The organism is Georgenia phoenicis, assembly GCF_047302425.1.
GTDB lineage: Bacteria > Actinomycetota > Actinomycetes > Actinomycetales > Actinomycetaceae > Oceanitalea.
In genome coordinates this window covers 2,906,747-2,932,751 of the sequence record NZ_CP154855.1, presented here as the reverse complement: position 1 = coordinate 2,932,751, position 26,005 = coordinate 2,906,747, and the positions used below count along the sequence as shown (strand labels likewise).

Sequence of the window (26,005 nt, the reverse complement as noted above, 5' to 3'; positions counted from 1 at the left end):
TCATCGCCCGCTTCGTCGGGGTTCATCGGTGGTGTCAGGTGGCCACGCAGGCGCCGCACGTGTGCCTGGTGGTTGCTCATGGGTGGAACATCGATGCTTGGCATGCTGTTGGGTCCTGAGGACACAGGCACCCGGCCACGGTTGTGGCTGGTGGGCGTGTTTCTTCTGGTGGCCGCCTTCTGCCGGCTCTCGCACTGTGTGTGCTGGGGAGACGGGGTTGGTCGGTGGGTTGCTTGAGAACTGTACAGTGGACGCGAGCATCTTTGATCTTTTGTGGTCAAGTTTTTAAGAGCATTCGGTGGATGCCTTGGCACTAGGAGCCGAAGAAGGACGTGGTGGCCTGCGATAAGCCTCGGGGAGTTGGCTAACGAACCGTGATCCGAGGATGTCCGAATGGGGAAACCCAGCTGGGGTCATGCCCAGTTACCCGCGCCTGAATATATAGGGCGTGTGGAGGGAACGTGGGGAAGTGAAACATCTCAGTACCCACAGGAAGAGATATTCCGTGAGTAGTGGCGAGCGAAAGCGGATGAGGCTAAACCGGGGGTGTGTGATAGACGGCAGTCGTTGCACCTCCGGGGTTGTGGGACCCGCCAGCCCGGTCTGCCGACCGGGTAGGGAGTGACAAAGTGCTGTCATAGTCGAACGGTCTGGGAAGGCCGGGCACAGAAGGTGAGACCCCTGTAGACGAAATGGCAGTGCCTCCCGGTGGGGATCCCGAGTAGCACGGGGCCCGTGAAATCCCGTGTGAATCTGGCAAGACCACTTGCTAAGCCTAAATACTACCTAGTGACCGATAGCGGACAAGTACCGTGAGGGAAAGGTGAAAAGTACCCCGGGAGGGGAGTGAAATAGTACCTGAAACCGGATGCTTACAACCCGTCGGAGCCTCCCTAGTTGGGGTGACGGCGTGCCTTTTGAAGAATGAGCCTGCGAGTTAGTGGTACGTGGCGAGGTTAACCCGTGTGGGGAAGCCGTAGCGAAAGCGAGTCCGAACAGGGCGACACAGTCGCGTGCTCTAGACCCGAAGCGAAGTGATCTACCCATGGGCAGGTTGAAGCGCGGGTAAGACCGCGTGGAGGACCGAACCCACTTAGGTTGAAAACTGAGGGGATGACCTGTGGGTAGGGGTGAAAGGCCAATCAAACTTCGTGATAGCTGGTTCTCCCCGAAATGCATTTAGGTGCAGCGTTGCGTGTTTCTTGCCGGAGGTAGAGCTACTGGATGGCCGATGGGCCCCAACAGGTTACTGACGTCAGCCAAACTCCGAATGCCGGTAAGTGTAAGCGCAGCAGTGAGACTGCGGGGGATAAGCTTCGTAGTCGAGAGGGAAACAGCCCAGACCACCGGCTAAGGCCCCTAAGCGTGTGCTAAGTGGGAAAGGATGTGGAGTTGCACAGACAACCAGGAGGTTGGCTTAGAAGCAGCCACCCTTGAAAGAGTGCGTAATAGCTCACTGGTCAAGTGATTCTGCGCCGACAATTCAGCGGGGCTCAAGCACACCGCCGAAGCCGTGGCATCAGCACATGTCCCCAGCACCCACCTTCGGGTTGGTGTTCAGGGGTGTTGATGGGTAGGGGAGCGTCGTGTGGGAGGTGAAGCTGCGGGGTGACCCAGTGGTGGATCCCACACGAGTGAGAATGCAGGCATGAGTAGCGAAAGACGGGTGAGAAACCCGTCCGCCGAATGACCAAGGGTTCCAGGGCCAGGTTAATCCGCCCTGGGTAAGTCGGGACCTAAGGCGAGGCCGACAGGCGTAGTCGATGGACAACGGGTTGATATTCCCGTACCGGCGAAACACCGCCCATACCGAGCCCGGTGATGCTAACCGCCCAACGCCCACATGACACCCTTCGGGGTGCGCGTGGGCCGCGCGCGGGACCCGAACCGGTAGTAGGTAAGCGTATTAACAGGGGTGACGCAGACAGGTAGCCTCCGCGTGCTTTATGGCTATGCACGTCTAAGGAAGCAGGGCGAGGTCCAGGCAAATCCGGGCCTCATACAAGCCTCAGAGCCGATAGTGACCGCATTCGCGGGAAGCAGGGTGATCCTATGCTGCCAAGAAAAGCCTCGACGCGAGGTGTTAGCCGCCCGTACCCTAAACCGACTCAGGTGGTCAGGTAGAGTATACCAAGGCGATCGAGATAATCACGGTTAAGGAACTCGGCAAAATGCCCCCGTAACTTCGGGAGAAGGGGGGCCTGAGGGGTGAAGCCACTTGCTGGCTAGCCTTTGAAGGCCGCAGAGACCAGGGAGAAGCGACTGTTTACTAAAAACACAGGTCCGTGCGAAGTCGCAAGACGATGTATACGGACTGACGCCTGCCCGGTGCTGGAAGGTTAAGAGGACGGGTCAGCTCAACTTCGGTTGGGCGAAGCTCAGAATTTAAGCCCCAGTAAACGGCGGTGGTAACTATAACCATCCTAAGGTAGCGAAATTCCTTGTCGGGTAAGTTCCGACCTGCACGAATGGCGTAACGACTTCTCCGCTGTCTCAACCGTGAACTCGGCGAAATTGCACTACGAGTAAAGATGCTCGTTACGCGCAGCAGGACGGAAAGACCCCGGGACCTTTACTATAGCTTGGTATTGGTGTTCGGGACGGCTTGTGTAGGATAGGTGGGAGACTGTGAAGCAGCCACGCCAGTGGTTGTGGAGTCATCGTTGAAATACCACTCTGGTCGTTCTGAACATCTAACTTCGGTCCGTAATCCGGACCAGGGACAGTGTCTGGTGGGTAGTTTAACTGGGGCGGTTGCCTCCCAAAATGTAACGGAGGCGCTCAAAGGTTCCCTCAGCCTGGTTGGCAATCAGGTGGCGAGTGTAAGTGCACAAGGGAGCTTGACTGTGAGACTGACAGGTCGAGCAGGGACGAAAGTCGGAACTAGTGATCCGGCGGTGGCTTGTGGAAGCGCCGTCGCTCAACGGATAAAAGGTACCCCGGGGATAACAGGCTGATCTTGCCCAAGAGTCCATATCGACGGCATGGTTTGGCACCTCGATGTCGGCTCGTCGCATCCTGGGGCTGGAGTAGGTCCCAAGGGTTGGGCTGTTCGCCCATTAAAGCGGTACGCGAGCTGGGTTTAGAACGTCGTGAGACAGTTCGGTCCCTATCCGCTGCGCGCGCAGGAAACTTGAGAAGGCCTGTCCCTAGTACGAGAGGACCGGGACGGACGAACCTCTGGTGTGCCAGTTGTTCCGCCAGGAGCACGGCTGGTTGGCTACGTTCGGAAGGGATAACCGCTGAAAGCATCTAAGCGGGAAGCCTGCTTCAAGATGAGGTTTCCACCACCCTCGAGGTGGGAAGGCCCCCAGCAGAACACTGGGTTGATAGGCCGGACGTGGAAGCGGGGACTAAAGACCCGTGGAGCTGACCGGTACTAATTGGCCAACAACTTCACCACACTCATGAAGATCAATGACTGACGCGTCCACTGTACGGTTCTGGAGCCACCCACCCCTACACACACCCGTGTGTGAGGAAGCGGTCGGACAACTCCACAGAGTTACGGCGGTCATAGCGAGGGGGAAACGCCCGGTCCCATTCCGAACCCGGAAGCTAAGCCCCTCAGCGCCGATGGTACTGCGTGGGAGACTACGTGGGAGAGTAGGACACCGCCGAACACCCGTTCCGTAAGGGCCGCACCACTGGTGCGGCCCTTACGTGTTTCTAACGCCGGCCACCGGCGCCAACGACGGGGGCTCGAGGGCAGGCGCACACACCTCGTGCCGCGGAGACGGTTCGGCGCACCGTCCGTGGCCTCGCACGTAGGTGCTCGGCACCCGGTCCGTGGATTGGTAGGCTGCCCGTGAATCGTTACATCAGCGTGTGCTGTGCGGCTCCGTCGACATGGCTGTCGCGTCGCCGGCACCGGAGCTCGGCGGATGCGATCGGGCCGTGACGTGCCAGGCCCAGACACTTCTCGAAAGGCTGCCCATGACCGCTGTCCGCGCTGTCATCAACCTCGATCTTCCGGGTGCAACCATCAGCCGCCACGTCTACGGCCACTTCGCCGAACACTTGGGCAGGTGCGTCTACGGAGGCTTCTGGGTCGGGGAGGACTCCACGGTCCCGTACGCCGGCGGGATACGCCTGGACGTCGTCGAGGCGCTGCGCGAGCTCAACATCCCCAACCTGCGCTGGCCGGGCGGCTGCTTCGCGGACGAGTACCACTGGCGGGACGGTATCGGCCCGGGTAGCCAGCGCACCCGCGTGGTCAACTCGCACTGGGGTGACGTCGTGGAGGACAACTCCTTCGGCACGCACGAGTTCATGGCTCTGTGCGAGCTCCTCGGCGCCGACGCATACATCAGCGGAAACGTGGGTTCAGGCTCCGTGCAGGAGATGAGCGAGTGGATCGAGTACCTCACGCGAGCCGACGACTCGCCCATGGCAGCCCTCCGGCGAGCCAACGGCCGTGAGCAGCCGTGGAAGGTGCCCTTCTTCGGCATCGGCAACGAGGCCTGGGGATGTGGGGGCAACCTGCGCGCCGAGCAGTACGCCTCCCTGGCCCGTCAGTACTCGACCTACGTGCGCAGCCACGCGGGCAACGACGTGTACCGGATCGCGTCAGGTGCGTCCGACGCCGACTACCACTGGACCGAAACGCTGATGCGTTCGTTCGGCCCACTGGACGAGGACGACGGGCCGGCTGCTCCGTTCCAGGCGCTGTCGCTTCACTACTACACGATGACCGGCCCGTGGGCGGACAAGGGCTCGGCCACGGAGTTCTCGGACGAGGAGTGGTACCTCGCACTGAAGCGCGCTCACCACATGAACGAGCTGTTGACGCGACACGGGCAGGTGATGGACCGCTACGACCCCAAGAAGCGGGTCGGCCTGGTGGTGGACGAGTGGGGCACCTGGTGGAACGTCGAGAGGGGAACCAACCCCGGCTTACTGTTCCAGCAGAACACCCTGCGCGACGCCCTCGTCGCCAGCGTGCATCTCGACGCGTTCCACCGCCACTCCGACCGCGTCGTGATGGCGAACATCGCCCAGACGGTCAACGTCCTGCAAGCGATGCTGCTCACCGATCCGGAGACGGACCAGCTGGTGCGCACTCCGACCTTCCACGTCTTCGCGATGAACACCGGGCACCATGACGCGCAGGGACTGGCGACCCATCTGCTCGGCGATGTCCCCACGCGTCACGTCGAGGGAGTCGACCTACCACTGATCTCCATGTCTGCCTCGACCAAGGGCGACACCGCGCTCGTCTCGCTGACCAACCTCGACGCAGACCAGGGCCACACCGTCGTCCTCGACCTGCGGGGTCGCGACATCCACGCCCACCGCGCCCGGGTGCTGACGGCACCGCAGACGAATGCGCACAACACCGCGCCTGAGCCCGACGCCGTTGCCCCGGAGGACCTCGAGGTGGTGGCCGCGCACGAGCGTGGCCTCGAGCTGGCGCTCCCGCCTCACTCGTATGTCACCGTCCACCTGGAGCTGGCTGCGCCCGCCCATCGGTGACCGCGGCGACCTGGGCGAGCCTGCCCGCCCGTGGCCGTCGGCCGACGCGGGCCCAGGCGCTCGCGCACCCGGGAGCTCACCCCGCGGTATGAACGAGAACACAGCGGCGCAGTCAGGGCTGGCAACGTGCGCACAGCCCGATCGATGGCGCATCGCCGCAGGTCAGGAGCCTGGACGGGCCGGCAGGCGTCGTCTCCAGCCGTCGTTTGACGCAAGGCCGGCGAGCCCGTAGTGTTTCACCTCGTTGCCCCCCAGGGAGGCACGGACGCCAGGCCGAGAGGCTGAGCGGCCGGTCCCGGGGATGGCGAGTCCACAGCGAAGCGAGCGGCCGAGCGCCGTGCCCACTGGTGTGGATGTCGGGTGGTGCAGGTCCTGAAAACGCGAGTTGACAGGGCGGGGCCGCCCGGGTAACTTTAAGAAGTTGCCCCGGTCCGGGTCGGCGCTGCAGAGCGCAGATCACGGCGGTGTGTGTCTGTTTCTTGAGAACTCAACAGTGTGCCAAGTTTTTGGTGCCAAATATGGTCCTGGCGTCGGCTGTGTCCCCTCCGTCTGGTGGGGGCTGGTTGGTGTCTGGGGTCGTTAGTTTGTTTGGTTGATGCCCGTCCCGTGGTTCCTCGTTTCTGCGGGTGGGTGTTTGCCTGGATCGCTCGCCACTGTTTGGTGGTGGGTGTTTCTTCGTATGGTTGTTACCCCTTTTGGGGTGGCGATAGACATTTACGGAGAGTTTGATCCTGGCTCAGGACGAACGCTGGCGGCGTGCTTAACACATGCAAGTCGAACGATGAAGCCCAGCTTGCTGGGTGGATTAGTGGCGAACGGGTGAGTAACACGTGAGTAACCTGCCCCTGACTTCGGGATAACCTCGAGAAATCGTGGCTAATACCGGATATGACACGCATTCGCATGGGTGTGTGTGGAAAGATTTATCGGTTGGGGATGGGCTCGCGGCCTATCAGCTTGTTGGTGGGGTGATGGCCTACCAAGGCGACGACGGGTAGCCGGCCTGAGAGGGTGACCGGCCACACTGGGACTGAGACACGGCCCAGACTCCTACGGGAGGCAGCAGTGGGGAATATTGCACAATGGGCGCAAGCCTGATGCAGCGACGCCGCGTGAGGGATGACGGCCTTCGGGTTGTAAACCTCTTTCAGTAGGGAAGAAGCTCCTCGGAGTGACGGTACCTGCAGAAGAAGCGCCGGCTAACTACGTGCCAGCAGCCGCGGTAATACGTAGGGCGCAAGCGTTGTCCGGAATTATTGGGCGTAAAGAGCTCGTAGGCGGTTTGTCGCGTCTGCTGTGAAAACGCAAGGCTTAACCTTGCGCCTGCAGTGGGTACGGGCAGACTAGAGTGCGGTAGGGGAGACTGGAATTCCTGGTGTAGCGGTGGAATGCGCAGATATCAGGAGGAACACCGATGGCGAAGGCAGGTCTCTGGGCCGTTACTGACGCTGAGGAGCGAAAGCATGGGGAGCGAACAGGATTAGATACCCTGGTAGTCCATGCCGTAAACGTTGGGCACTAGGTGTGGGATCCATTCCACGGGTTCCGTGCCGCAGCTAACGCATTAAGTGCCCCGCCTGGGGAGTACGGCCGCAAGGCTAAAACTCAAAGGAATTGACGGGGGCCCGCACAAGCGGCGGAGCATGCGGATTAATTCGATGCAACGCGAAGAACCTTACCAAGGCTTGACATACACCGGAAAAGTGCAGAGATGTGCTCCCCGTAAGGTCGGTGTACAGGTGGTGCATGGTTGTCGTCAGCTCGTGTCGTGAGATGTTGGGTTAAGTCCCGCAACGAGCGCAACCCTTGTCCTGTGTTGCCAGCACGTGATGGTGGGGACTCATAGGAGACTGCCGGGGTCAACTCGGAGGAAGGTGGGGATGACGTCAAATCATCATGCCCCTTATGTCTTGGGCTTCACGCATGCTACAATGGCCGGTACAAAGGGCTGCGATACCGCGAGGTGGAGCGAATCCCAAAAAGCCGGTCTCAGTTCGGATTGGGGTCTGCAACTCGACCCCATGAAGTCGGAGTCGCTAGTAATCGCAGATCAGCAACGCTGCGGTGAATACGTTCTCGGGCCTTGTACACACCGCCCGTCACGTCATGAAAGTCGGTAACACCCGAAGCCGGTGGCCCAACCCCTTGTGGGAGGGAGCTGTCGAAGGTGGGACTGGCGATTAGGACGAAGTCGTAACAAGGTAGCCGTACCGGAAGGTGCGGCTGGATCACCTCCTTTCTAAGGAGCTCACCACATCATCGCCCGCTTCGTCGGGGTTCATCGGTGGTGTCAGGTGGCCACGCAGGCGCCGCACGTGTGCCTGGTGGTTGCTCATGGGTGGAACATCGATGCTTGGCATGCTGTTGGGTCCTGAGGACACAGGCACCCGGCCACGGTTGTGGCTGGTGGGCGTGTTTCTTCTGGTGGCCGCCTTCTGCCGGCTCTCGCACTGTGTGTGCTGGGGAGACGGGGTTGGTCGGTGGGTTGCTTGAGAACTGTACAGTGGACGCGAGCATCTTTGATCTTTTGTGGTCAAGTTTTTAAGAGCATTCGGTGGATGCCTTGGCACTAGGAGCCGAAGAAGGACGTGGTGGCCTGCGATAAGCCTCGGGGAGTTGGCTAACGAACCGTGATCCGAGGATGTCCGAATGGGGAAACCCAGCTGGGGTCATGCCCAGTTACCCGCGCCTGAATATATAGGGCGTGTGGAGGGAACGTGGGGAAGTGAAACATCTCAGTACCCACAGGAAGAGATATTCCGTGAGTAGTGGCGAGCGAAAGCGGATGAGGCTAAACCGGGGGTGTGTGATAGACGGCAGTCGTTGCACCTCCGGGGTTGTGGGACCCGCCAGCCCGGTCTGCCGACCGGGTAGGGAGTGACAAAGTGCTGTCATAGTCGAACGGTCTGGGAAGGCCGGGCACAGAAGGTGAGACCCCTGTAGACGAAATGGCAGTGCCTCCCGGTGGGGATCCCGAGTAGCACGGGGCCCGTGAAATCCCGTGTGAATCTGGCAAGACCACTTGCTAAGCCTAAATACTACCTAGTGACCGATAGCGGACAAGTACCGTGAGGGAAAGGTGAAAAGTACCCCGGGAGGGGAGTGAAATAGTACCTGAAACCGGATGCTTACAACCCGTCGGAGCCTCCCTAGTTGGGGTGACGGCGTGCCTTTTGAAGAATGAGCCTGCGAGTTAGTGGTACGTGGCGAGGTTAACCCGTGTGGGGAAGCCGTAGCGAAAGCGAGTCCGAACAGGGCGACACAGTCGCGTGCTCTAGACCCGAAGCGAAGTGATCTACCCATGGGCAGGTTGAAGCGCGGGTAAGACCGCGTGGAGGACCGAACCCACTTAGGTTGAAAACTGAGGGGATGACCTGTGGGTAGGGGTGAAAGGCCAATCAAACTTCGTGATAGCTGGTTCTCCCCGAAATGCATTTAGGTGCAGCGTTGCGTGTTTCTTGCCGGAGGTAGAGCTACTGGATGGCCGATGGGCCCCAACAGGTTACTGACGTCAGCCAAACTCCGAATGCCGGTAAGTGTAAGCGCAGCAGTGAGACTGCGGGGGATAAGCTTCGTAGTCGAGAGGGAAACAGCCCAGACCACCGGCTAAGGCCCCTAAGCGTGTGCTAAGTGGGAAAGGATGTGGAGTTGCACAGACAACCAGGAGGTTGGCTTAGAAGCAGCCACCCTTGAAAGAGTGCGTAATAGCTCACTGGTCAAGTGATTCTGCGCCGACAATTCAGCGGGGCTCAAGCACACCGCCGAAGCCGTGGCATCAGCACATGTCCCCAGCACCCACCTTCGGGTTGGTGTTCAGGGGTGTTGATGGGTAGGGGAGCGTCGTGTGGGAGGTGAAGCTGCGGGGTGACCCAGTGGTGGATCCCACACGAGTGAGAATGCAGGCATGAGTAGCGAAAGACGGGTGAGAAACCCGTCCGCCGAATGACCAAGGGTTCCAGGGCCAGGTTAATCCGCCCTGGGTAAGTCGGGACCTAAGGCGAGGCCGACAGGCGTAGTCGATGGACAACGGGTTGATATTCCCGTACCGGCGAAACACCGCCCATACCGAGCCCGGTGATGCTAACCGCCCAACGCCCACATGACACCCTTCGGGGTGCGCGTGGGCCGCGCGCGGGACCCGAACCGGTAGTAGGTAAGCGTATTAACAGGGGTGACGCAGACAGGTAGCCTCCGCGTGCTTTATGGCTATGCACGTCTAAGGAAGCAGGGCGAGGTCCAGGCAAATCCGGGCCTCATACAAGCCTCAGAGCCGATAGTGACCGCATTCGCGGGAAGCAGGGTGATCCTATGCTGCCAAGAAAAGCCTCGACGCGAGGTGTTAGCCGCCCGTACCCTAAACCGACTCAGGTGGTCAGGTAGAGTATACCAAGGCGATCGAGATAATCACGGTTAAGGAACTCGGCAAAATGCCCCCGTAACTTCGGGAGAAGGGGGGCCTGAGGGGTGAAGCCACTTGCTGGCTAGCCTTTGAAGGCCGCAGAGACCAGGGAGAAGCGACTGTTTACTAAAAACACAGGTCCGTGCGAAGTCGCAAGACGATGTATACGGACTGACGCCTGCCCGGTGCTGGAAGGTTAAGAGGACGGGTCAGCTCAACTTCGGTTGGGCGAAGCTCAGAATTTAAGCCCCAGTAAACGGCGGTGGTAACTATAACCATCCTAAGGTAGCGAAATTCCTTGTCGGGTAAGTTCCGACCTGCACGAATGGCGTAACGACTTCTCCGCTGTCTCAACCGTGAACTCGGCGAAATTGCACTACGAGTAAAGATGCTCGTTACGCGCAGCAGGACGGAAAGACCCCGGGACCTTTACTATAGCTTGGTATTGGTGTTCGGGACGGCTTGTGTAGGATAGGTGGGAGACTGTGAAGCAGCCACGCCAGTGGTTGTGGAGTCATCGTTGAAATACCACTCTGGTCGTTCTGAACATCTAACTTCGGTCCGTAATCCGGACCAGGGACAGTGCCTGGTGGGTAGTTTAACTGGGGCGGTTGCCTCCCAAAATGTAACGGAGGCGCTCAAAGGTTCCCTCAGCCTGGTTGGCAATCAGGTGGCGAGTGTAAGTGCACAAGGGAGCTTGACTGTGAGACTGACAGGTCGAGCAGGGACGAAAGTCGGAACTAGTGATCCGGCGGTGGCTTGTGGAAGCGCCGTCGCTCAACGGATAAAAGGTACCCCGGGGATAACAGGCTGATCTTGCCCAAGAGTCCATATCGACGGCATGGTTTGGCACCTCGATGTCGGCTCGTCGCATCCTGGGGCTGGAGTAGGTCCCAAGGGTTGGGCTGTTCGCCCATTAAAGCGGTACGCGAGCTGGGTTTAGAACGTCGTGAGACAGTTCGGTCCCTATCCGCTGCGCGCGCAGGAAACTTGAGAAGGCCTGTCCCTAGTACGAGAGGACCGGGACGGACGAACCTCTGGTGTGCCAGTTGTTCCGCCAGGAGCACGGCTGGTTGGCTACGTTCGGAAGGGATAACCGCTGAAAGCATCTAAGCGGGAAGCCTGCTTCAAGATGAGGTTTCCACCACCCTCGAGGTGGGAAGGCCCCCAGCAGAACACTGGGTTGATAGGCCGGACGTGGAAGCGGGGACTAAAGACCCGTGGAGCTGACCGGTACTAATTGGCCAACAACTTCACCACACTCATGAAGATCAATGACTGACGCGTCCACTGTACGGTTCTGGAGCCACCCACCCCACACACACCTGTGTGGTGCGGTCGGACAACTCCACAGAGTTACGGCGGTCATAGCGAGGGGGAAACGCCCGGTCCCATTCCGAACCCGGAAGCTAAGCCCCTCAGCGCCGATGGTACTGCGTGGGAGACTACGTGGGAGAGTAGGACACCGCCGAACACCCGTTCCGTAAGGGCCGCACCACTGGTGCGGCCCTTACGTGTTTCCGGGCTCCTTGTCAGCCGTGCAGCGCCAGGAGGGCGGACTCCAGGCGCTCGAGCAGCAGGGTGAGCTCGTCCCGCGTGATGATGAGTGGGGGAGCGAGGCGGATCGTCGAGCCGTGCGTGTCCTTGGCCAGCACCCCGTGCCGCTGCAGTTCCTCGCACAGGCGCCGGCCGCTGGCCACCCGCGGGTCGACATCGACGCCCGCCCACAAGCCTCGCACGCGGTGGTGCAGCACGCCCAGGGTGTGCAGGCGCGCGAGCCCCTCCTCGAGCACGGGCTCCAGCTCGCGCACGTGTGCCTGCACGTCGCCCGGCTCGAGGAGCTCGACCACCGCCTCGCCCACGGCGCAGGCCAACGGGTTGCCCCCGAAGGTCGAGCCGTGCTCTCCCACGCCGAGGACACCGAGGATCTCGTGGTTAGCCACGACCGCGGACACGGGCAGCACACCGCCGCCCAGCGCCTTGCCCAGGACGTAGACGTCCGGGACCACCTGCTCGTCGCCGCAGGCGAAGGTGTGGCCCGTGCGCCCCAACCCGCTCTGCACCTCGTCGGCGATGAGGAGCAGGCCGCGCCGGTCGCAGAGCTCCCGGACCGCGGCGAGGTAGCCGGGCGGGGGGAGGATGACGCCGGCCTCACCCTGGATCGGCTCGAGAAGAACTGCGGTGGTCGTCGGGGTGACGGCGGCCTCCAGGGCGTAGACGTCACCGAAGGGGACGAGGTCGAAGCCGCCGTCGTAGGGACCGAAGCCCGTACGGGTGGCAGGGTCGGAGGAGAAGCCGACGATCGTCGTCGTCCTGCCGTGGAAGTTGTTCTCGGCCACGACGATGCGTGCGCGGCCGTCCGGTACGCCCCGACGCGAGTAGGCCCACTTCCGAGCCACCTTGATTGCCGTCTCCACGGCCTCGGCCCCCGTGTTCATCGGCAGCACCCGGTCCTTGCCGCACAGGCCGGCGAGGCGGGCCGCGAAGCCGGCGAGCCGGTCGTTGTGGAAGGCGCGGCTCGTCAGCGTGAGCCGGTGGAGCTGCTTCTCCGCCGCGGCCAGCAGCTGGGGGTGGCAGTGCCCGAAGTTGAGGGCCGAGTAGCCGGCCAGGGCGTCGAGGTACTCGCGGCCTTCGGCGTCCCGCACCCACACCCCGCGCCCCTCGGTGAGCACCACCGGCAGCGGCGCGTAGGTCTGGGCGAGGACGGACGCCTCGGCCGCGATGGTCTCCGTCGTCGTCATGGAACGCCTCCTCGCGTCGGTGCGATCCATCACGATGCTATGCCTCAGATCCGCGGAAATCCCGCGTTCTGGGAGCCCTCCGGCGGTGCGGCCGTGTCATCCGCCGGTAACGTTGGAACGCGTAGCATGACGCGAGTCGTCTCTCACCCAGCAGAAGGACCACGCACCATGAACTCTCTTCCCCTGGCTCGACGCACCGCGCTCGCCGCGTCCGCGGCTGCAGCGCTCCTGCTCGTGTCGGCCTGCGGGGGCGGCGAGGAAGAGGGCGGCGAGGACGCCGGCCTCGGTCTCGTCAACGAGGGCACGCTGACGGCGTGCTCCAACGTCCCCTTCCCGCCCTTCGAGGTCGAGGACCCCGAGGCGCCCAGCGGGTACAGCGGCTTCGACATCGACCTCCTCCAGGCGATGGCCGACGAGATGGAGCTCGAGCTGGAGGTCCTCAACGTCAGCTTCGAGGCCCTGCAGTCCGGCTCCACCTTCGCAGCGGGTCAGTGCGACATCGGTGCCTCGGCCATCACGATCACCGAGGAGCGCGAGGAGAACCTCACCTTCTCCGAGCCCTACTACGACTCCCTCCAGTCCCTGCTCGTCGCGCCCGGCTCGGGCATCGAGTCGATCGACGACCTCGAGGGCAAGAGCGTCGGCGTCCAGGCCGGCACGACCGGCCTCTCCTACGCGCAGGAGAACGCCGAGGGCGCCACGCTCGTGGAGTACCCGGGTAACGCCGAGCTCTGGTCTGCGATCCAGGCCGGGCAGATCGACGCGATCCTCCAGGACCTTCCCGTGAACCTCGAGAACGCCCAGGCGGACCCGAGCTACGTCATCGTCGAGGAGTACGAGACGGACGAGCAGTACGGCTACGCCATGTCCAAGGACGCGTCCGCCGAGCTCGTGGAGGCGGTGGACTCCGCCCTCCAGACCCTGCGTGACGACGGTACCTACCAGGAGATCTACGACTCCTACTTCTCCGTCAACCCGCAGTAGACCATGCGCATCACCACACGTCGGCGGTTGACGAGGACCGGGCTGTACGTCCTGTTCTTCGCGGTTCTCGCGGCCGTCGCCCTGCTGGCGGACTGGGAACGGATCGCCAACCAGTTCTTCCGCCTCGACATCGCCCGGGACCAGTTCCCGGAGATCATCACGATCGCGCTGAAGAACACGGTTCTCTTCACGCTCATCTCCTTCGCCGGGGGACTGGTCCTCGGGATCTTCTTCGCGCTGATGAAGCTCTCGAGCGTGGGCCCCTACCGGTGGTTCGCGACGGCGTGGATCGAGCTGTTCCGCGGCATGCCGGCACTGCTCACCATCTTCGCCATGGTCTACGTGGTGCCGATCGCCTTTGGCTTCCGCATCCCGGGCGGACAGGTCGGGGCGGGGCTCATCGGCCTCATCTTCGTCGCGTCCGCCTACATGGCCGAGGTCATCCGCTCGGGGATCCAGGCGGTGCCGAAGGGGCAGACCGAGGCCTCGCGCTCGCTCGGCATGAGCCCGGCGAAGACGATGGGCTGGGTGGTGCTGCCGCAGGGCTTCCGGATCATCATCCCGCCGCTGACCAACGAGTTCGTCCTCCTCCTCAAGGACACCTCGCTGCTGTTCATCGCCGGCTCCACGGTGCTGACCAAGGAGCTGACGACCTTCGCGCGCGACGGCCTGACCAACACGGGCAACGGCACGACGCTCGTCATGGCCGCGATGCTCTACCTGCTCATCACGATCCCGCTCACCCGGCTCGTGGCGGTGCTCGAACGACGGATGGCGAGGGGACGATGACGGCACGCACCACGGTGCCCGCGATCGAGGTCGTGGGCCTGCGCAAGAGCTTCGGTGACAACGAGGTCCTCAAGGGCATCGACCTGTCGGTGCACAAGGGCGAGGTCGTCTGCGTCATCGGTCCGTCCGGCTCGGGCAAGTCCACCCTGCTGCGGACGGTCAACCGGCTCGAGGAGCCCAGCGGGGGCGCGCTGCGCATCGAGGGCGAGGACATCCTCGACCCCGACTGCGACATCGACGCCGTGCGCACGCGCATCGGGATGGTCTTCCAGCAGTTCAACCTCTTCCCGCACCTCGACGTCATGGGCAACCTCACCATCGCCCAGCGCCGGGTGCTCAAGCGCGGCAAGCAGGAGGCCGTCGAGGTGGCCCGCGCGATGCTCGAACGCGTGGGCCTCGCCGACCGCGGTGACGCCTACCCCGCCCAGCTCTCCGGCGGGCAGCAGCAGCGCGTGGCCATCGCCCGCGCGCTGTCGATGAACCCGGACATGATGCTCTTCGACGAGCCGACGTCCGCACTGGACCCCGAGCTCGTCGGGGAGGTCCTCGACGTCATGAAGCTCCTCGCCGCCGAGGGCATGACGATGATGGTCGTCACCCACGAGATGGGCTTCGCCCGGGAGGTGGGCGACCGCCTCGTCTTCATGGACGACGGCCTCATCGTCGAGGAGGGCGTCCCCGCCGAGGTCCTCGCCTCACCCCAGCACGCCCGCACACAAGCCTTCCTGTCGAAGGTGCTCTGACCCGCGCCACCTCCACCCCAGGCGCGTCCCTCCGAATGCCCGTTTGACCGGTCAACGAGAGGAACACCATGCAGGTTCGACGACGAGTCTGGGGAGGAGCAGCGGCGTGCGCCGTGCTGCTCGGGGCGGTGACGGTGCCCGCCGCGGGCACCGGGCCGGTGACGACCGCGGTGCCACCGCCGGCGGTGGACGCGGCACCTGAGGGCATGCCCTACCCCCGGCAGGAGCCGCTCGCGGAGCCTCCTCCCGACGCCGAGGACCAGTCGCTCTGGCGGGGCGCCATCCCCTTCCACGAGATCGCCCCGCTCCTCAACGGGCTCGCGGAGGACAGCCAGTACGTGTCCACCGAGGTGGTCGGTCAGTCCACCCAGGGACGCGAGCTCTACCTCGTGACGATCACCGCCCCTGAGACGGCGGAGGAGAGCGCCCAGCAGGACGAGTGGCGCGACCGGATCAAGCGCGACGCCGCGGCCGCCCAGGAGGACGCCGAGCTCATGGCCGGCTACAAGCCCCCGGTCTGGTTCAACAACAACATCCACGGCAACGAGTGGGACGGCACCGACGCCGCCCTGTCCTACATCACCGAGCTCGTCGGGGCCCTCGAGGCGGGGGACGCGGAGGCTCTCGCGCTCGCCGCGGGCTACCGGCTGTACTTCACGGTCACCAACAACCCCGACGGCCGCGTGGCCGGGACCCGGGCCACCGCCCTCAACCTCGACGCGAACCGCGACTTCATCACCAACACGACACCGGAGACGCGCGCCATCCGCGACCTCACCGGGGACCTGCAGCCGATCTTCTTCGTCGACCTGCACGGCTACACCGACATCCTCCAGGTCGAGCCCACCGGCCCGCCGCAGGGGGAGAACTACGAGCACGACCTCCTCATGCCGTACTCCTACGCCGCCGCGCTGCGCATCGAGCAGGACGTCGTGGCCGCGGACATCGAGGGCAACCCGCTGACGGAAGCCGGCGGGATCCTCATCCCGTACCGCGACATCCCCGACGGCTGGGACGGCTGGCCGCCGATCTTCACCCCGCAGTACGTCCAGTTCCAGGGCTCGATCGCCTACACCGTCGAGCTCGGTCCCGGCAGGGTCGACGACCCGGAGGAGAACGCCGCTCGCCTGGCGACCAACCGACAGGTCGGCCACCAGGTCATCGAGTCGACGATCGCCTACGTCGCCGAGAACCGCGACGCCATCCTCGGCAACCAGATGGAGATCTTCCGCCGTGGCGAGGCAGGGGAGCCGCTCCGCGAGATCCCCGCGAACCCCGACCCGGACGACTACGCCGGCCCCGACGAGTGGGCAGCGGAGTGGGACGCCGCCGACGTCACCGGCACCGCCTTCCCGCGTGCCTACGTCATCCCCGCCGGCTCGACCGACGCCGCGACGCTCGTCGACCACCTCCTCGCCCACGGCGTCGAGGTGGGCGCCGCCGACGCCGCCTTCACCGCTGGTGGGCAGGAGTACCCGGCCGGCACCTTCGTCGTCGACATGCACCAGCCGCTCCGCGGGCTGGCCAACGTGCTGCTCTCCGTCGGCTCGGACATCTCCGACCGCGTGCCGAGCATGTACGACATCTCCGCCTGGAGCCTCGGTCGCCTGTGGGGAGCGGACGTCGACCGCGTCGGTGCGACCACCGACCCGGCCCTCCCGGTGACGACGACCCCCCTCGCCGTCGCCCCGCCCACCGGCGCCTTCCCGCAGGGCACCGAGTACGTGAGCCTTACCCTCGACGGCGTCGCGCCCGTCCAGGCCGTCAACCTCCTCCTCGCCGGCGGGGTCGCCGTCGCCGACGTCGGTGACGGCACCGTCGTCGTCGGTCCCGAGGGCCTGGAGGACGCGGCCGCAGTGAGCGAGCTGCTCGGTGTCGCCTTCGCGGCCACCGACGGGAGCGAGCTCGCCGGCGACGACGTGCGCGGCCTGTCCGCGCTGCGCGTCGGCTACACCTCCTCGGCGCCCTACGGCGGTGAGGACGAGCTCGTCCTCACCGGCCTCGGCTTCGTCGACCCGGTGCGCGTGACGGCGGCCGGGCTCGCCGATGGCAGCGTCGACCTCGAGGAGGTCGATGTCCTGTGGCTCGGGGCGCCGCTGCGGCTGGGGGCGGACGACGCCGCGGCCCGGGCAACGCTCGCGCTGGACGAGTACTTCGAGGCGGGCAAGGGCGTCGTCGCCACCGCGCAGGCCGGTGTCTGGGCGGCCGACACCTTCGGGCTCTTCGACGCCTCGGCGGTCGGTGGGCCGGGCCGCGCCAACGGCGTCGTGCTCGTCGACACGGCCGACGGCGTCATCGGCGCCCAGGCGGAGGAGGCCGCCTTCACCTACGGGCCGGTGTACTTCACCGAGCTCGGGGAGGAGGTGACGGTCGAGCAGACCTTCACCACCGCGCCGCTCCTCAGCGGGCACTGGCTGCCGAACGCGGACGGCACCGGAGGGCCCGAGCAGGCCGCGGGCCGACCCTCGGTCATCTCGGCGGTGACCGACGCCGGCACCCGAGCGCTCGTCTTCGGCACCGACCCGCTCTTCCGCACGCACCCCCGGGGCATGTTCGACGACGTCGCCGCCGCGCTGCTGTGGGCCGGGCCGGAGGGGGCGCTCGTCGAGGCGCCGGTGGAGGAGCCCACGGGAGCACCGACGGAGGAGCCGACCACCGCGGAGCCCGGCGAGGGACCGACCACGCCGCCCTCGACGTCGGAGCCGCCCACCGCGGCGCCCACGGCCGCACCGGCCGACTGGCAGGGGAGCGGGCGCCTGCCCGCCACGGGCGCGGACGTGTGGCCGCTCGTCCTGCTCGCCGTGCTGCTCGCCGGTGGGGGAGCGGTGCTCGTCGTCCGCCGTCGTCGGCGCGAGGTCTGAGCCGGTGGGGCGGCACCTCCCACGGGGCTGCCGCCCCACCGCATGTCTTGCCGCTCGAACGGCGTACGAGCGTGTCGGCGGGGAGTCTAGACTCCCCCCATGACCACCGAAGCCACTGACATCAAGCCGCGCAGCCGTCAGGTGACCGACGGCCTCGAGGCGACGGCGTCGCGAGGCATGCTCCGCGCCGTCGGCCTGGGGGACGACGACTTCGCCAAGCCCCAGATCGGCATCGCGAGCTCGTGGAACGAGATCACGCCCTGCAACCTCTCCCTGGACCGCCTTGCCCAGGGCGCGAAGGAGGGCGTCCACGCCGGCGGTGGCTACCCCCTGCAGTTCGGCACCATCTCGGTGTCCGACGGCATCTCCATGGGCCACGAGGGCATGCACTACTCCCTCGTCTCGCGCGACATCATCGCCGACTCCGTCGAGACCGTCATGCAGGCCGAGCGCCTCGACGGCTCCGTGCTCCTCGCCGGCTGCGACAAGTCGCTGCCCGGCATGCTCATGGCTGCGGCCCGCCTCGACCTCGCCGCCGTCTTCCTCTACGCCGGCACGATCATGCCCGGCTGGGTCAAGCTCGAGGACGGCACCGAGAAGGACGTCACCCTCATCGACGCCTTCGAGGCCGTCGGCGCCTGCTCGCGCGGGCTCATGAGCCGCGAGGACGTCGACCGCATCGAGCGCGCGATCTGCCCGGGCGAGGGCGCCTGCGGTGGCATGTACACCGCCAACACCATGGCCTCGGTGGCCGAGGCTATGGGCATGTCCCTGCCCGGCTCCGCCGCGCCGCCGTCGGCCGACCGCCGCCGCGACATGTTCGCCCACCGCTCCGGCGAGGCCGTCGTCGAGATGCTGCGCCAGGGCATCACCGCCCGCGACATCATCACGAAGAAGTCGCTGGAGAACGCGATCGCCGTCGTCATGGCCTTCGGTGGCTCGACGAACGCCGTCCTCCACCTCCTCGCGATCGCCAACGAGGCCGAGGTCGACCTCACGCTCGACGACTTCAGCCGCATCGCCGACCGTGTGCCCCACCTGGGCGACCTCAAGCCTTTCGGCCGCTACGTCATGAACGACATCGACCGCATCGGTGGCGTGCCCGTCGTCATGAAGGCCCTGCTCGACGCCGGCCTGCTCCACGGGGACTGCCTCACCGTCACGGGCAAGACCGTCGCGGAGAACCTCGAGGGCATCAACCCGCCCGACCCGGACGGCAAGATCCTGCGCGCGCTCGACAACCCGATCCACGCGACCGGTGGCATCACGATCCTCGGCGGCTCCCTCGCCCCCGAGGGCGCCGTCGTGAAGTCCGCAGGCTTCGACTCCGACGTCTTCGAGGGCACCGCTCGCGTCTTCGAGCGGGAGCGCGCCGCCATGGACGCCCTCGAGGACGGCACCATCCAGGCCGGCGACGTCGTCGTCATCCGCTACGAGGGCCCCAAGGGCGGCCCGGGCATGCGCGAGATGCTCGCCATCACCGGTGCGATCAAGGGCGCCGGGCTCGGCAAGGACGTCCTCCTCCTCACCGACGGCCGCTTCTCCGGCGGCACCACCGGCCTGTGCGTCGGGCACGTCGCCCCCGAGGCCGTCGACGCCGGCCCGATCGCCTTCGTCCGCGACGGCGACAAGATCCGCCTCGACGTCGCCGGCAAGACGCTCGACCTCCTCGTCGACGACGAGGAGCTGGCCCGCCGCCGCGAGGGCTGGGCGCCGATCGCGCCGCAGTTCACCAAGGGTGTGCTCGGCAAGTACACGAAGCTCGTCCAGTCCGCGTCCAAGGGCGCCATCCTGGCCTGAGCCACCCCGCCCCACAGACGCCGAGAGCCGGACTCCTCGTAGAGGAGTCCGGCTCTCGGCGCCTGTGGGGGCGGCTACGGGACGAGGAGGACCTTGCCCGTCGTCTGGCGGCCCTCGAGGGCGGTGTGGGCGGCAGCGGCCTCGGCCAGCGGGAACTCCTGCCCGATGCGCACGTCCAGCCCCTCGGTGACAGCGTGGAAGAGGTCGGCGGCCCGCCACAGCAGCTCGGCGCGGTCGGCGGTGTAGTGCGCGAGCGTCGGGCGGGTGACGAAGAGCGAGCCCGCGGCGTTGAGCCGCTGGAGGTCGAAGGGCGGCACCTGGCCGCTGGAGCCGCCGAACAGCACGAGCATGCCGCGTGGGCGCAGGCTGCCCAGGGAGGCGTCGAAGGTCGCCTTGCCGACGCCGTCGTACACGACGTCGACGCCGCGGTCGTCGGTGAGCTCCCGGACGATCCGGGGAAGCTCGGCGGTGAGGTCGTCGAGCTCGGTGTAGCGGATGACGTGCTCCGCGCCTGCCTCCCGGGAGAGCTGCTCCTTCTCCGCGGTGCCGACGGTCGAGATCACCCGGCCACCGCGGCGCACGACCAGCTGGGTAAGCAGCAGGCCCACACCACCGGCGCCGGCGTGGACGAGCGCGACGTCGCCGGGGGAGACGGGGAAGGTCGAGGCGCTGAGGTAGTGGGCGGTCATGCCCTGGAGGGGGAGGGCTGCGGCGGTGTGGAGGTCGATGCCCGCGGGGACGGGGATGGCCTCGCGCACCGGCACGTTGACACGCTCGGCGTAGCTGCCCGGCGCGGCCGCCCACGCGACGTGGTCACCGACGGAGAACTCCGTGACGCCGTCGCCGACCTCGACGACGCTGCCGGCACCCTCGGAGCCGACCACGTGCGGGAACTCCATCGGGTACACCCCGCCGCGGCGGTAGGTGTCGATGAAGTTCACCCCCGCGGCGGCCACCTGGACCCGGACCTCGCCCGGACCCGGCGGGACGTCGGGCAGGTCGACGACGGTGAGGACCTCGGGGCCCCCGGCCTCGGTGGCATGGACGGCGCGCATGCTTCATGTATAGCGGGTGCTCCCGCCCCGGGGAGCGTGGCGGGCGGTACGCGTGCTGTCGACGCCCGAGAGTCCGGCTGTCGGCGGGCGCGGGTGTGTTCGGATGGCGGAATGGGAAACCAGTATGTGAGACGGGTTGGGTTCGGTCGGTGGGCGGGGTTACAGTTTCGGCATGCAGCAGGACGTCGTACTTCCCAGGCGCGCAGCCGCCGACCGCTGAGCCGGTCCCGCTGCGCGCATCCCTTCGCACCCACACCGGGTCGAGGGGTTTTTTCTTTGCCGCTCTGCCGCACCACCACCGAGGTACCAGGAGGGTCATCATGGCCAAGGGACCAGTCCCCGCGCCGCCCCGCACCACCCCGCAGCCGCCCAGCGTCGTGGCGCCGGCCGCGCCCGCCGGGCAGATCCGCGAGGAGGTCGACGGCGCCACGAGCATCGTCCGCTCCCTCGAGGAGGTCGGCGCGGAGGTCATCTTCGGCATCCCCGGCGGCGCGATCCTGCCGACCTACGACCCGCTCTTCGACTCCACCCGGCTGCGGCACATCCTCGTGCGCCACGAGCAGGGCGCCGGGCACGCCGCGACCGGCTACGCCGCGGCCACCGGGAAGGTCGGCGTGTGCATGGCGACCTCCGGTCCGGGGGCGACGAACCTCATCACCGCCCTGGCGGACGCGAACATGGACTCGGTCCCCGTCGTCGCCATCACCGGGCAGGTGGGTGCGAGCGCGATCGGCACCGACGCCTTCCAGGAGGCGGACATCGTCGGCGCGACGATGCCGCTGACCAAGCACTCCTTCCTCGTCACCGATGCCGACGACATCCCTGCCCGCATCGCCGAGGCCTTCCACATCGCCTCGACCGGCCGGCCCGGCCCGGTGCTCGTCGACATCGCCAAGAGCGCGCAGCAGGCGCGCACGACCTTCGCCTGGCCCCAGCAGCTCGACCTGCCCGGCTACCGCCCGGCCGTCAAGCCGCACTCCCGCCAGGTGCGCGAGGCGGCCCGCCTCCTCGCGACCTCGCGCCGCGCCGTGCTCTACGTCGGCGGCGGCGTCATCCGCGCCCAGGCCTCGGCCGCGCTGCGCCAGCTCACCGACCTGTCCGGGGCACCCGTCGTCACCACGCTCATGGCGCGCGGTGCGCTGCCCGACTCCCACCCCCAGCACCTGGGGATGCCGGGCATGCACGGCTCGGTGGCGGCGGTGGCCGCGCTCCAGCAGGCCGACCTCATCGTCACCCTCGGCGCCCGCTTCGACGACCGCGTCACCGGCCAGCTGTCCTCCTTCGCGCCGAAGGCGACGATCGTCCACGCCGACATCGACCCGGCGGAGATCTCCAAGAACCGCCACGCGGACGTCCCGATCGTCGGCGACCTCGCCGACACCATCCCCGACCTCGTCACCGAGCTCGCCGCCGCCCACGAGCAGTTCGGCAAGCCGGACATCGAGGCCTGGTGGAACCGCCTGGACGAGCTGCGCGAGACCTACCCGCTGGGCTGGACGCCGACGGCGGACGGTCTCGTCGCGCCGCAGCACGTCATCAGCCGGATCGGGGAGATCTCCGGGCCGGAGTCGATCTACGCCTCGGGCGTCGGGCAGCACCAGATGTGGGCCGCGCAGTTCATCCGCTACGAGCACCCGCGCACCTGGCTCAACTCCGGTGGCCTGGGAACGATGGGCTACGCCGTCCCGGCCGCCATGGGCGCCAAGGTCGGCATGCCCGACCGCACGGTGTGGGCGATCGACGGCGACGGCTGCTTCCAGATGACCAACCAGGAGCTGGCCACCTGCGCCCTCGAGGGCATCCCGATCAAGGTGGCCGTCATCAACAACTCCTCCCTGGGCATGGTGCGCCAGTGGCAGACCCTCTTCTACGACGGGCGCTACTCCAACACCGACCTCAACACCGGGCACCAGACCGCCCGCATCCCCGACTTCGTCAAGCTCGCCGAGGCCTACGGCTGCGTCGGCCTGCGCGCGGAGACCGTCGCGGACGTGGACGACACGATCAAGCAGGCGATGGAGATCGACGACCGTCCCGTCGTCGTCGACTTCGTCGTCAGCCGCGACGCGATGGTGTGGCCGATGGTCGCCGCGGGCGTGAGCAACGACGACATCCAGTACGCGCGGGGGATCACCCCCTCGTGGGACCGCGACGAGTGAAGCGAGGAACCCGATGAGTACCCGTCACACCCTGTCGGTGCTGGTGGAGAACAAGCCCGGCGTGCTCACCCGCGTCTCCGCGCTGTTCGCCCGCCGCGCCTTCAACATCCACTCCCTCGCCGTGGGCCCCACCGAGCACCCGGAGATCTCGCGGATCACGGTGGTCGTCGACGCCGCCGAGCTGCCCCTCGAGCAGGTGACCAAGCAGCTGAACAAGCTCATCAACGTCATCAAGATCGTCGAGCTCGAGCAGGAGTCCTCCGTCCAGCGCGAACTGCTGCTCGTCAAGGTGCGCGCCGACGACTCCTCGCGCACCGCCGTCCTCCAGGTCGTCGAGCTGTTCCGGGCGCACGTCGTCGACGTCGCCCCGGACGCCGTGACCATCGAGGCGACCGGCTCGCACGGCAAGCTCCAGGCGCTGCTCACCGCCCTCGAGCCGCACGGCGTCCGGGAGATCGTCCAGTCCGGCACCGTGGCCATCGGCCGCGGCTCCCGCTCGATGACCGACCGCGCCCTCGAGCGGGTCCGGTCCGCCTGACCCGCATACTGACCCCCAGAACCACCACCCGGCCCCGGCCGGACCGAACCCACCAACACCAGGGAGAACACTGTGGCTGAGCTGTACTACGACGACGACGCCGACCTGTCCGTCATCGCCGGGAAGAAGGTCGCCGTCATCGGCTACGGCAGCCAGGGGCACGCCCACGCGCTGAACCTGCGCGACTCGGGCGTCGACGTCACCGTCGGTCTGCGCGAGGGCAGCTCCTCGGCCGCCAAGGCCAAGGACCAGGGCCTGCAGGTCGCGAGCATCGCCGACGCCGTCAAGGGCGCCGACGTCGTCGTCATCCTCGCCCCGGACCAGGTGCAGCGGACCCTGTACGCGCAGGACATCGAGCCCAACCTCAAGGCCGACGCCACGCTGCTCTTCGCCCACGGCTTCAACATCCGCTTCGGCTACATCAAGCCGGCCGCCGGCCACGACGTCGTCATGGTCGCCCCCAAGGGCCCGGGCCACCTCGTGCGCCGCGAGTACGAGTCCGGCCGCGGCGTGCCCGTCATCGTCGCCGTCGAGCAGGACGCGACCGGCACGGCCTGGGACACCGCGCTGTCCTACGCCAAGGCCATCGGCGGCCTGCGCGCCGGCGGCATCAAGACGACCTTCACCGAGGAGACCGAGACCGACCTCTTCGGCGAGCAGGCCGTCCTGTGCGGTGGCACCTCCCAGCTCGTCCAGTACGGCTTCGAGGTCCTCACCGAGGCCGGCTACCAGCCCGAGGTCGCCTACTTCGAGGTCCTCCACGAGCTCAAGCTCATCGTCGACCTCATGTGGGAGGGCGGCATCGCCAAGCAGCGGTGGAGCATCTCCGACACCGCCGAGTACGGCGACTACGTCTCCGGCCCGCGGGTCATCTCCCCGGAGGTCAAGGAGAACATGAAGGGTGTCCTCGCCGACATCCAGTCCGGCGCCTTCGCCGACCGCTTCATCAAGGACCAGGACGCCGGTGCGCCGGAGTTCAAGGAGCTGCGCGCCAAGGGCGAGCAGCACCCGATCGAGACCACCGGCCGTGAGCTGCGCAAGCTCTTCAGCTGGGTCGAGACCAAGGACTCGGACTACACCGAGGGCAGCGCCGCGCGCTGAGCCCGGCACACGAGGCGCCGGTCGGGGAGCTCCCCGGCCGGCGCCTCGCGCGTTCGCCGCAGGCGCTACCAGCCGCGGTGGTGGTACCTCACGAGCTGCCCCTCACCCATGGCGCCGGTCGTCGCGTAGATCGTGCGACCGTCGACCTCGACGTCGGCCGGTGAGTCGGCCGTGAAGAGGGTGCTTGCCCGTCGGTGGAGCGGGCGGATGACCGAGACCTCGCCGCCGAACATCTCCGCGACGACGATGTGCCCGGACTCCATGAGCGCCAGGCCGGTCGCCCCGTGCATCCCCCCGGCGAGCTCCAGGAACCACCCCCGCTGGCTGACGCGGTACACCTTGCTCAGCGGCAGCGCCTCACCCGCGCCGCCCTCGAGCGTGGTGACGTAGAGCGCGCCGTCCCACCCGACCTCGACGTCGGTCGGGACCGGCTCGGGCGTGTAGCGCTTGCCCACGACGCAGTCCGGCAGCGCCGCCCCCTCGAACTGCCCGTCGGCCCAGGCCTTGAGCTCCGCGGTGAAGGTGATGGTGGTCGCGGGAAGAACATGGGTCCGCGTGACGCGCCCGGTCCTCTCGTTGATCTCGAGGATCGCGTTGGCGGCCGCGTCGGCGACGTAGATCGTCCCGTTGTGGACGTCGAGCTGGTAGCCGTGGGACTCGACGATGCCCTGGTACTCGCTGAAGAGCGGCAGCCCGATGGCCTCCTCGAACGCCGCCAGGTCCGCGGCGCACTGCGCGCCGAGGTTGCGGAAGCCGTAGGTGTCGTCCGCGTCCGGGTTGTGCGCCATCTCGTAGGCCCACAGGTCCTCGCTGACGACGGACCGCGTGCCGTTCTTCGCGGTCTTGACCACGTGGCTGGTCGGCGCCTCGCCCCTGTAGTCGGTCTCGATGTGGTAGGTCGCCCCGCGGTCGTAGGCGACGCCGACGAGCTCGCCCTCCTCGGGGGAGAGCGGGAGCTGGTGGAGGGTGGAGACCTCGCCGCGACTGGTCACCTTGGACAGGGTGTTGGCGAAGGTCTGGGTGACGTAGACGTCGCTCTTGTTGCCGACGGCGAGCGTGAGCGGGCCGATGAGGCCGCCCGCGACCCCCTCGGGCTCGCGGGCACGGTCATCGGCCTGTGCCGGGACCGTGAGGAGGGTGGCGGCCAGCGCGAGGACGCTCGCTCCGGCTGCCAGGGTGGACTTGCGCATGGGCTTCTCCAGGCGTGAGAGAGGACGGTCGGTCCCTGGGTGGGAACGCCGGTACCCGAGTGCGCGGCGACGGGCTGCCTGGGCCCGCCTCGCCCTCCCGTATCCGCCGGGACAGCGTGAGGTTATGCCCGCCCGTCGAGAAACGGACAGGGTGACGAGGGAGGATTCGC

Annotated in this window: 12 protein-coding genes and 5 rRNA genes; 14 read left to right on the top strand and 3 right to left on the bottom strand. The window is 66.4% G+C overall.

Going from position 1 to position 26,005, the window contains the following annotated elements; genetic code table 11:
• The first annotated feature begins 275 nt into the window (after nucleotides 1-275).
• From AA0005_RS13915 to rrf (AA0005_RS13890), 6 genes are all read left to right on the top strand, one after another.
• Nucleotides 276-3,403: ribosomal RNA gene (locus AA0005_RS13915) — 23S ribosomal RNA — on the top strand.
• Between the two features lie 103 nt (nucleotides 3,404-3,506).
• Nucleotides 3,507-3,623, top strand: a 5S ribosomal RNA gene (gene rrf / locus AA0005_RS13910).
• Between the two features lie 313 nt (nucleotides 3,624-3,936).
• Nucleotides 3,937-5,475 carry an alpha-N-arabinofuranosidase gene (locus tag AA0005_RS13905; protein WP_413450734.1) on the top strand — a complete coding sequence of 513 codons (1,539 nt, stop codon included), beginning with the start codon at nucleotides 3,937-3,939 and terminating at the stop codon, nucleotides 5,473-5,475.
• A 713-nt stretch (nucleotides 5,476-6,188) separates the two neighbouring features.
• A 16S ribosomal RNA gene (locus AA0005_RS13900) occupies nucleotides 6,189-7,714 on the top strand.
• A gap of 292 nt (nucleotides 7,715-8,006) precedes the next feature.
• A 23S ribosomal RNA gene (locus AA0005_RS13895) occupies nucleotides 8,007-11,134 on the top strand.
• Between the two features lie 97 nt (nucleotides 11,135-11,231).
• Nucleotides 11,232-11,348: ribosomal RNA gene (gene rrf / locus AA0005_RS13890) — 5S ribosomal RNA — on the top strand.
• The 16S, 23S and 5S rRNA genes sit together here, the layout of an rRNA operon.
• A gap of 58 nt (nucleotides 11,349-11,406) precedes the next feature.
• Here rrf (AA0005_RS13890) and rocD read toward each other — a convergent pair.
• A complete protein-coding gene (rocD, locus tag AA0005_RS13885) occupies nucleotides 11,407-12,615 on the bottom strand; it encodes an ornithine--oxo-acid transaminase (protein ID WP_413450733.1) in 1,209 nt (402 codons plus the stop codon).
• Nucleotides 12,616-12,783: 168 nt separating this feature from the next.
• Here rocD and AA0005_RS13880 point away from each other — a divergent pair, with 168 nt between their 5' ends.
• The 5 genes from AA0005_RS13880 (at nucleotide 12,784) to ilvD (ending at nucleotide 19,792) form a co-directional block, all read left to right on the top strand.
• Nucleotides 12,784-13,599 (top strand): ABC transporter substrate-binding protein, encoded by an 816-nt coding sequence (locus AA0005_RS13880; RefSeq protein ID WP_413450732.1) that lies wholly within the window; start codon nucleotides 12,784-12,786, stop codon nucleotides 13,597-13,599.
• Between the two features lie 3 nt (nucleotides 13,600-13,602).
• Nucleotides 13,603-14,388 (top strand): amino acid ABC transporter permease, encoded by a 786-nt coding sequence (locus AA0005_RS13875; RefSeq protein ID WP_413450731.1) that lies wholly within the window; start codon nucleotides 13,603-13,605, stop codon nucleotides 14,386-14,388.
• Nucleotides 14,385-15,131 (top strand): amino acid ABC transporter ATP-binding protein, encoded by a 747-nt coding sequence (locus tag AA0005_RS13870; protein WP_413450730.1) that lies wholly within the window; start codon nucleotides 14,385-14,387, stop codon nucleotides 15,129-15,131. Before AA0005_RS13875 ends, AA0005_RS13870 begins: the two co-directional genes overlap by 4 nt.
• Nucleotides 15,132-15,199: 68 nt before the next feature.
• On the top strand, nucleotides 15,200-17,992 hold the full coding sequence (locus AA0005_RS13865; RefSeq protein WP_413450729.1) for a M14 family zinc carboxypeptidase: 2,793 nt from the start codon (nucleotides 15,200-15,202) through the stop codon (nucleotides 17,990-17,992).
• A 99-nt stretch (nucleotides 17,993-18,091) separates the two neighbouring features.
• Nucleotides 18,092-19,792, top strand: coding sequence for a dihydroxy-acid dehydratase (gene ilvD / locus AA0005_RS13860; RefSeq protein ID WP_413450728.1), 1,701 nt, complete (start codon nucleotides 18,092-18,094; stop codon nucleotides 19,790-19,792).
• A 74-nt stretch (nucleotides 19,793-19,866) separates the two neighbouring features.
• Here the strand turns inward: ilvD and AA0005_RS13855 are convergent, their stop codons facing one another.
• On the bottom strand, nucleotides 19,867-20,847 hold the full coding sequence (locus AA0005_RS13855; RefSeq protein WP_413450727.1) for a quinone oxidoreductase family protein: 981 nt from the start codon (nucleotides 20,845-20,847) through the stop codon (nucleotides 19,867-19,869).
• Between the two features lie 320 nt (nucleotides 20,848-21,167).
• On the opposite strand from AA0005_RS13855, the gene AA0005_RS13850 reads away from it, so the two are divergent.
• From AA0005_RS13850 to ilvC, 3 genes are all read left to right on the top strand, one after another.
• Nucleotides 21,168-23,006 (top strand): acetolactate synthase large subunit, encoded by a 1,839-nt coding sequence (locus AA0005_RS13850; protein WP_413450726.1) that lies wholly within the window; start codon nucleotides 21,168-21,170, stop codon nucleotides 23,004-23,006.
• 13 nt (nucleotides 23,007-23,019) lie between these two features.
• Nucleotides 23,020-23,544 (top strand): acetolactate synthase small subunit, encoded by a 525-nt coding sequence (gene ilvN, locus AA0005_RS13845; protein WP_413450725.1) that lies wholly within the window; start codon nucleotides 23,020-23,022, stop codon nucleotides 23,542-23,544.
• 72 nt (nucleotides 23,545-23,616) lie between these two features.
• Complete coding sequence (gene ilvC, locus AA0005_RS13840; protein WP_413450724.1) at nucleotides 23,617-24,645, top strand: ketol-acid reductoisomerase; 1,029 nt, start codon at nucleotides 23,617-23,619, stop codon at nucleotides 24,643-24,645.
• Nucleotides 24,646-24,710: 65 nt separating this feature from the next.
• On the opposite strand, the gene AA0005_RS13835 is transcribed toward ilvC, so the two are convergent.
• Nucleotides 24,711-25,835 carry a ScyD/ScyE family protein gene (locus tag AA0005_RS13835; protein ID WP_413450723.1) on the bottom strand — a complete coding sequence of 375 codons (1,125 nt, stop codon included), beginning with the start codon at nucleotides 25,833-25,835 and terminating at the stop codon, nucleotides 24,711-24,713.
• Nucleotides 25,836-26,005 lie beyond the last annotated feature (170 nt).

Coding starts and splice junctions, on each gene's coding strand:
- AA0005_RS13905 (WP_413450734.1), top strand. CDS start 3,937: ATGACCGCTGTCCGCGCTGTCATCAACCTCGATCTTCCGGGTGCAACC.
- rocD (WP_413450733.1), bottom strand. CDS start 12,615: ATGACGACGACGGAGACCATCGCGGCCGAGGCGTCCGTCCTCGCCCAG.
- AA0005_RS13880 (WP_413450732.1), top strand. CDS start 12,784: ATGAACTCTCTTCCCCTGGCTCGACGCACCGCGCTCGCCGCGTCCGCG.
- AA0005_RS13875 (WP_413450731.1), top strand. CDS start 13,603: ATGCGCATCACCACACGTCGGCGGTTGACGAGGACCGGGCTGTACGTC.
- AA0005_RS13870 (WP_413450730.1), top strand. CDS start 14,385: ATGACGGCACGCACCACGGTGCCCGCGATCGAGGTCGTGGGCCTGCGC.
- AA0005_RS13865 (WP_413450729.1), top strand. CDS start 15,200: ATGCAGGTTCGACGACGAGTCTGGGGAGGAGCAGCGGCGTGCGCCGTG.
- ilvD (WP_413450728.1), top strand. CDS start 18,092: ATGACCACCGAAGCCACTGACATCAAGCCGCGCAGCCGTCAGGTGACC.
- AA0005_RS13855 (WP_413450727.1), bottom strand. CDS start 20,847: ATGCGCGCCGTCCATGCCACCGAGGCCGGGGGCCCCGAGGTCCTCACC.
- AA0005_RS13850 (WP_413450726.1), top strand. CDS start 21,168: ATGGCCAAGGGACCAGTCCCCGCGCCGCCCCGCACCACCCCGCAGCCG.
- ilvN (WP_413450725.1), top strand. CDS start 23,020: ATGAGTACCCGTCACACCCTGTCGGTGCTGGTGGAGAACAAGCCCGGC.
- AA0005_RS13835 (WP_413450723.1), bottom strand. CDS start 25,835: ATGCGCAAGTCCACCCTGGCAGCCGGAGCGAGCGTCCTCGCGCTGGCC.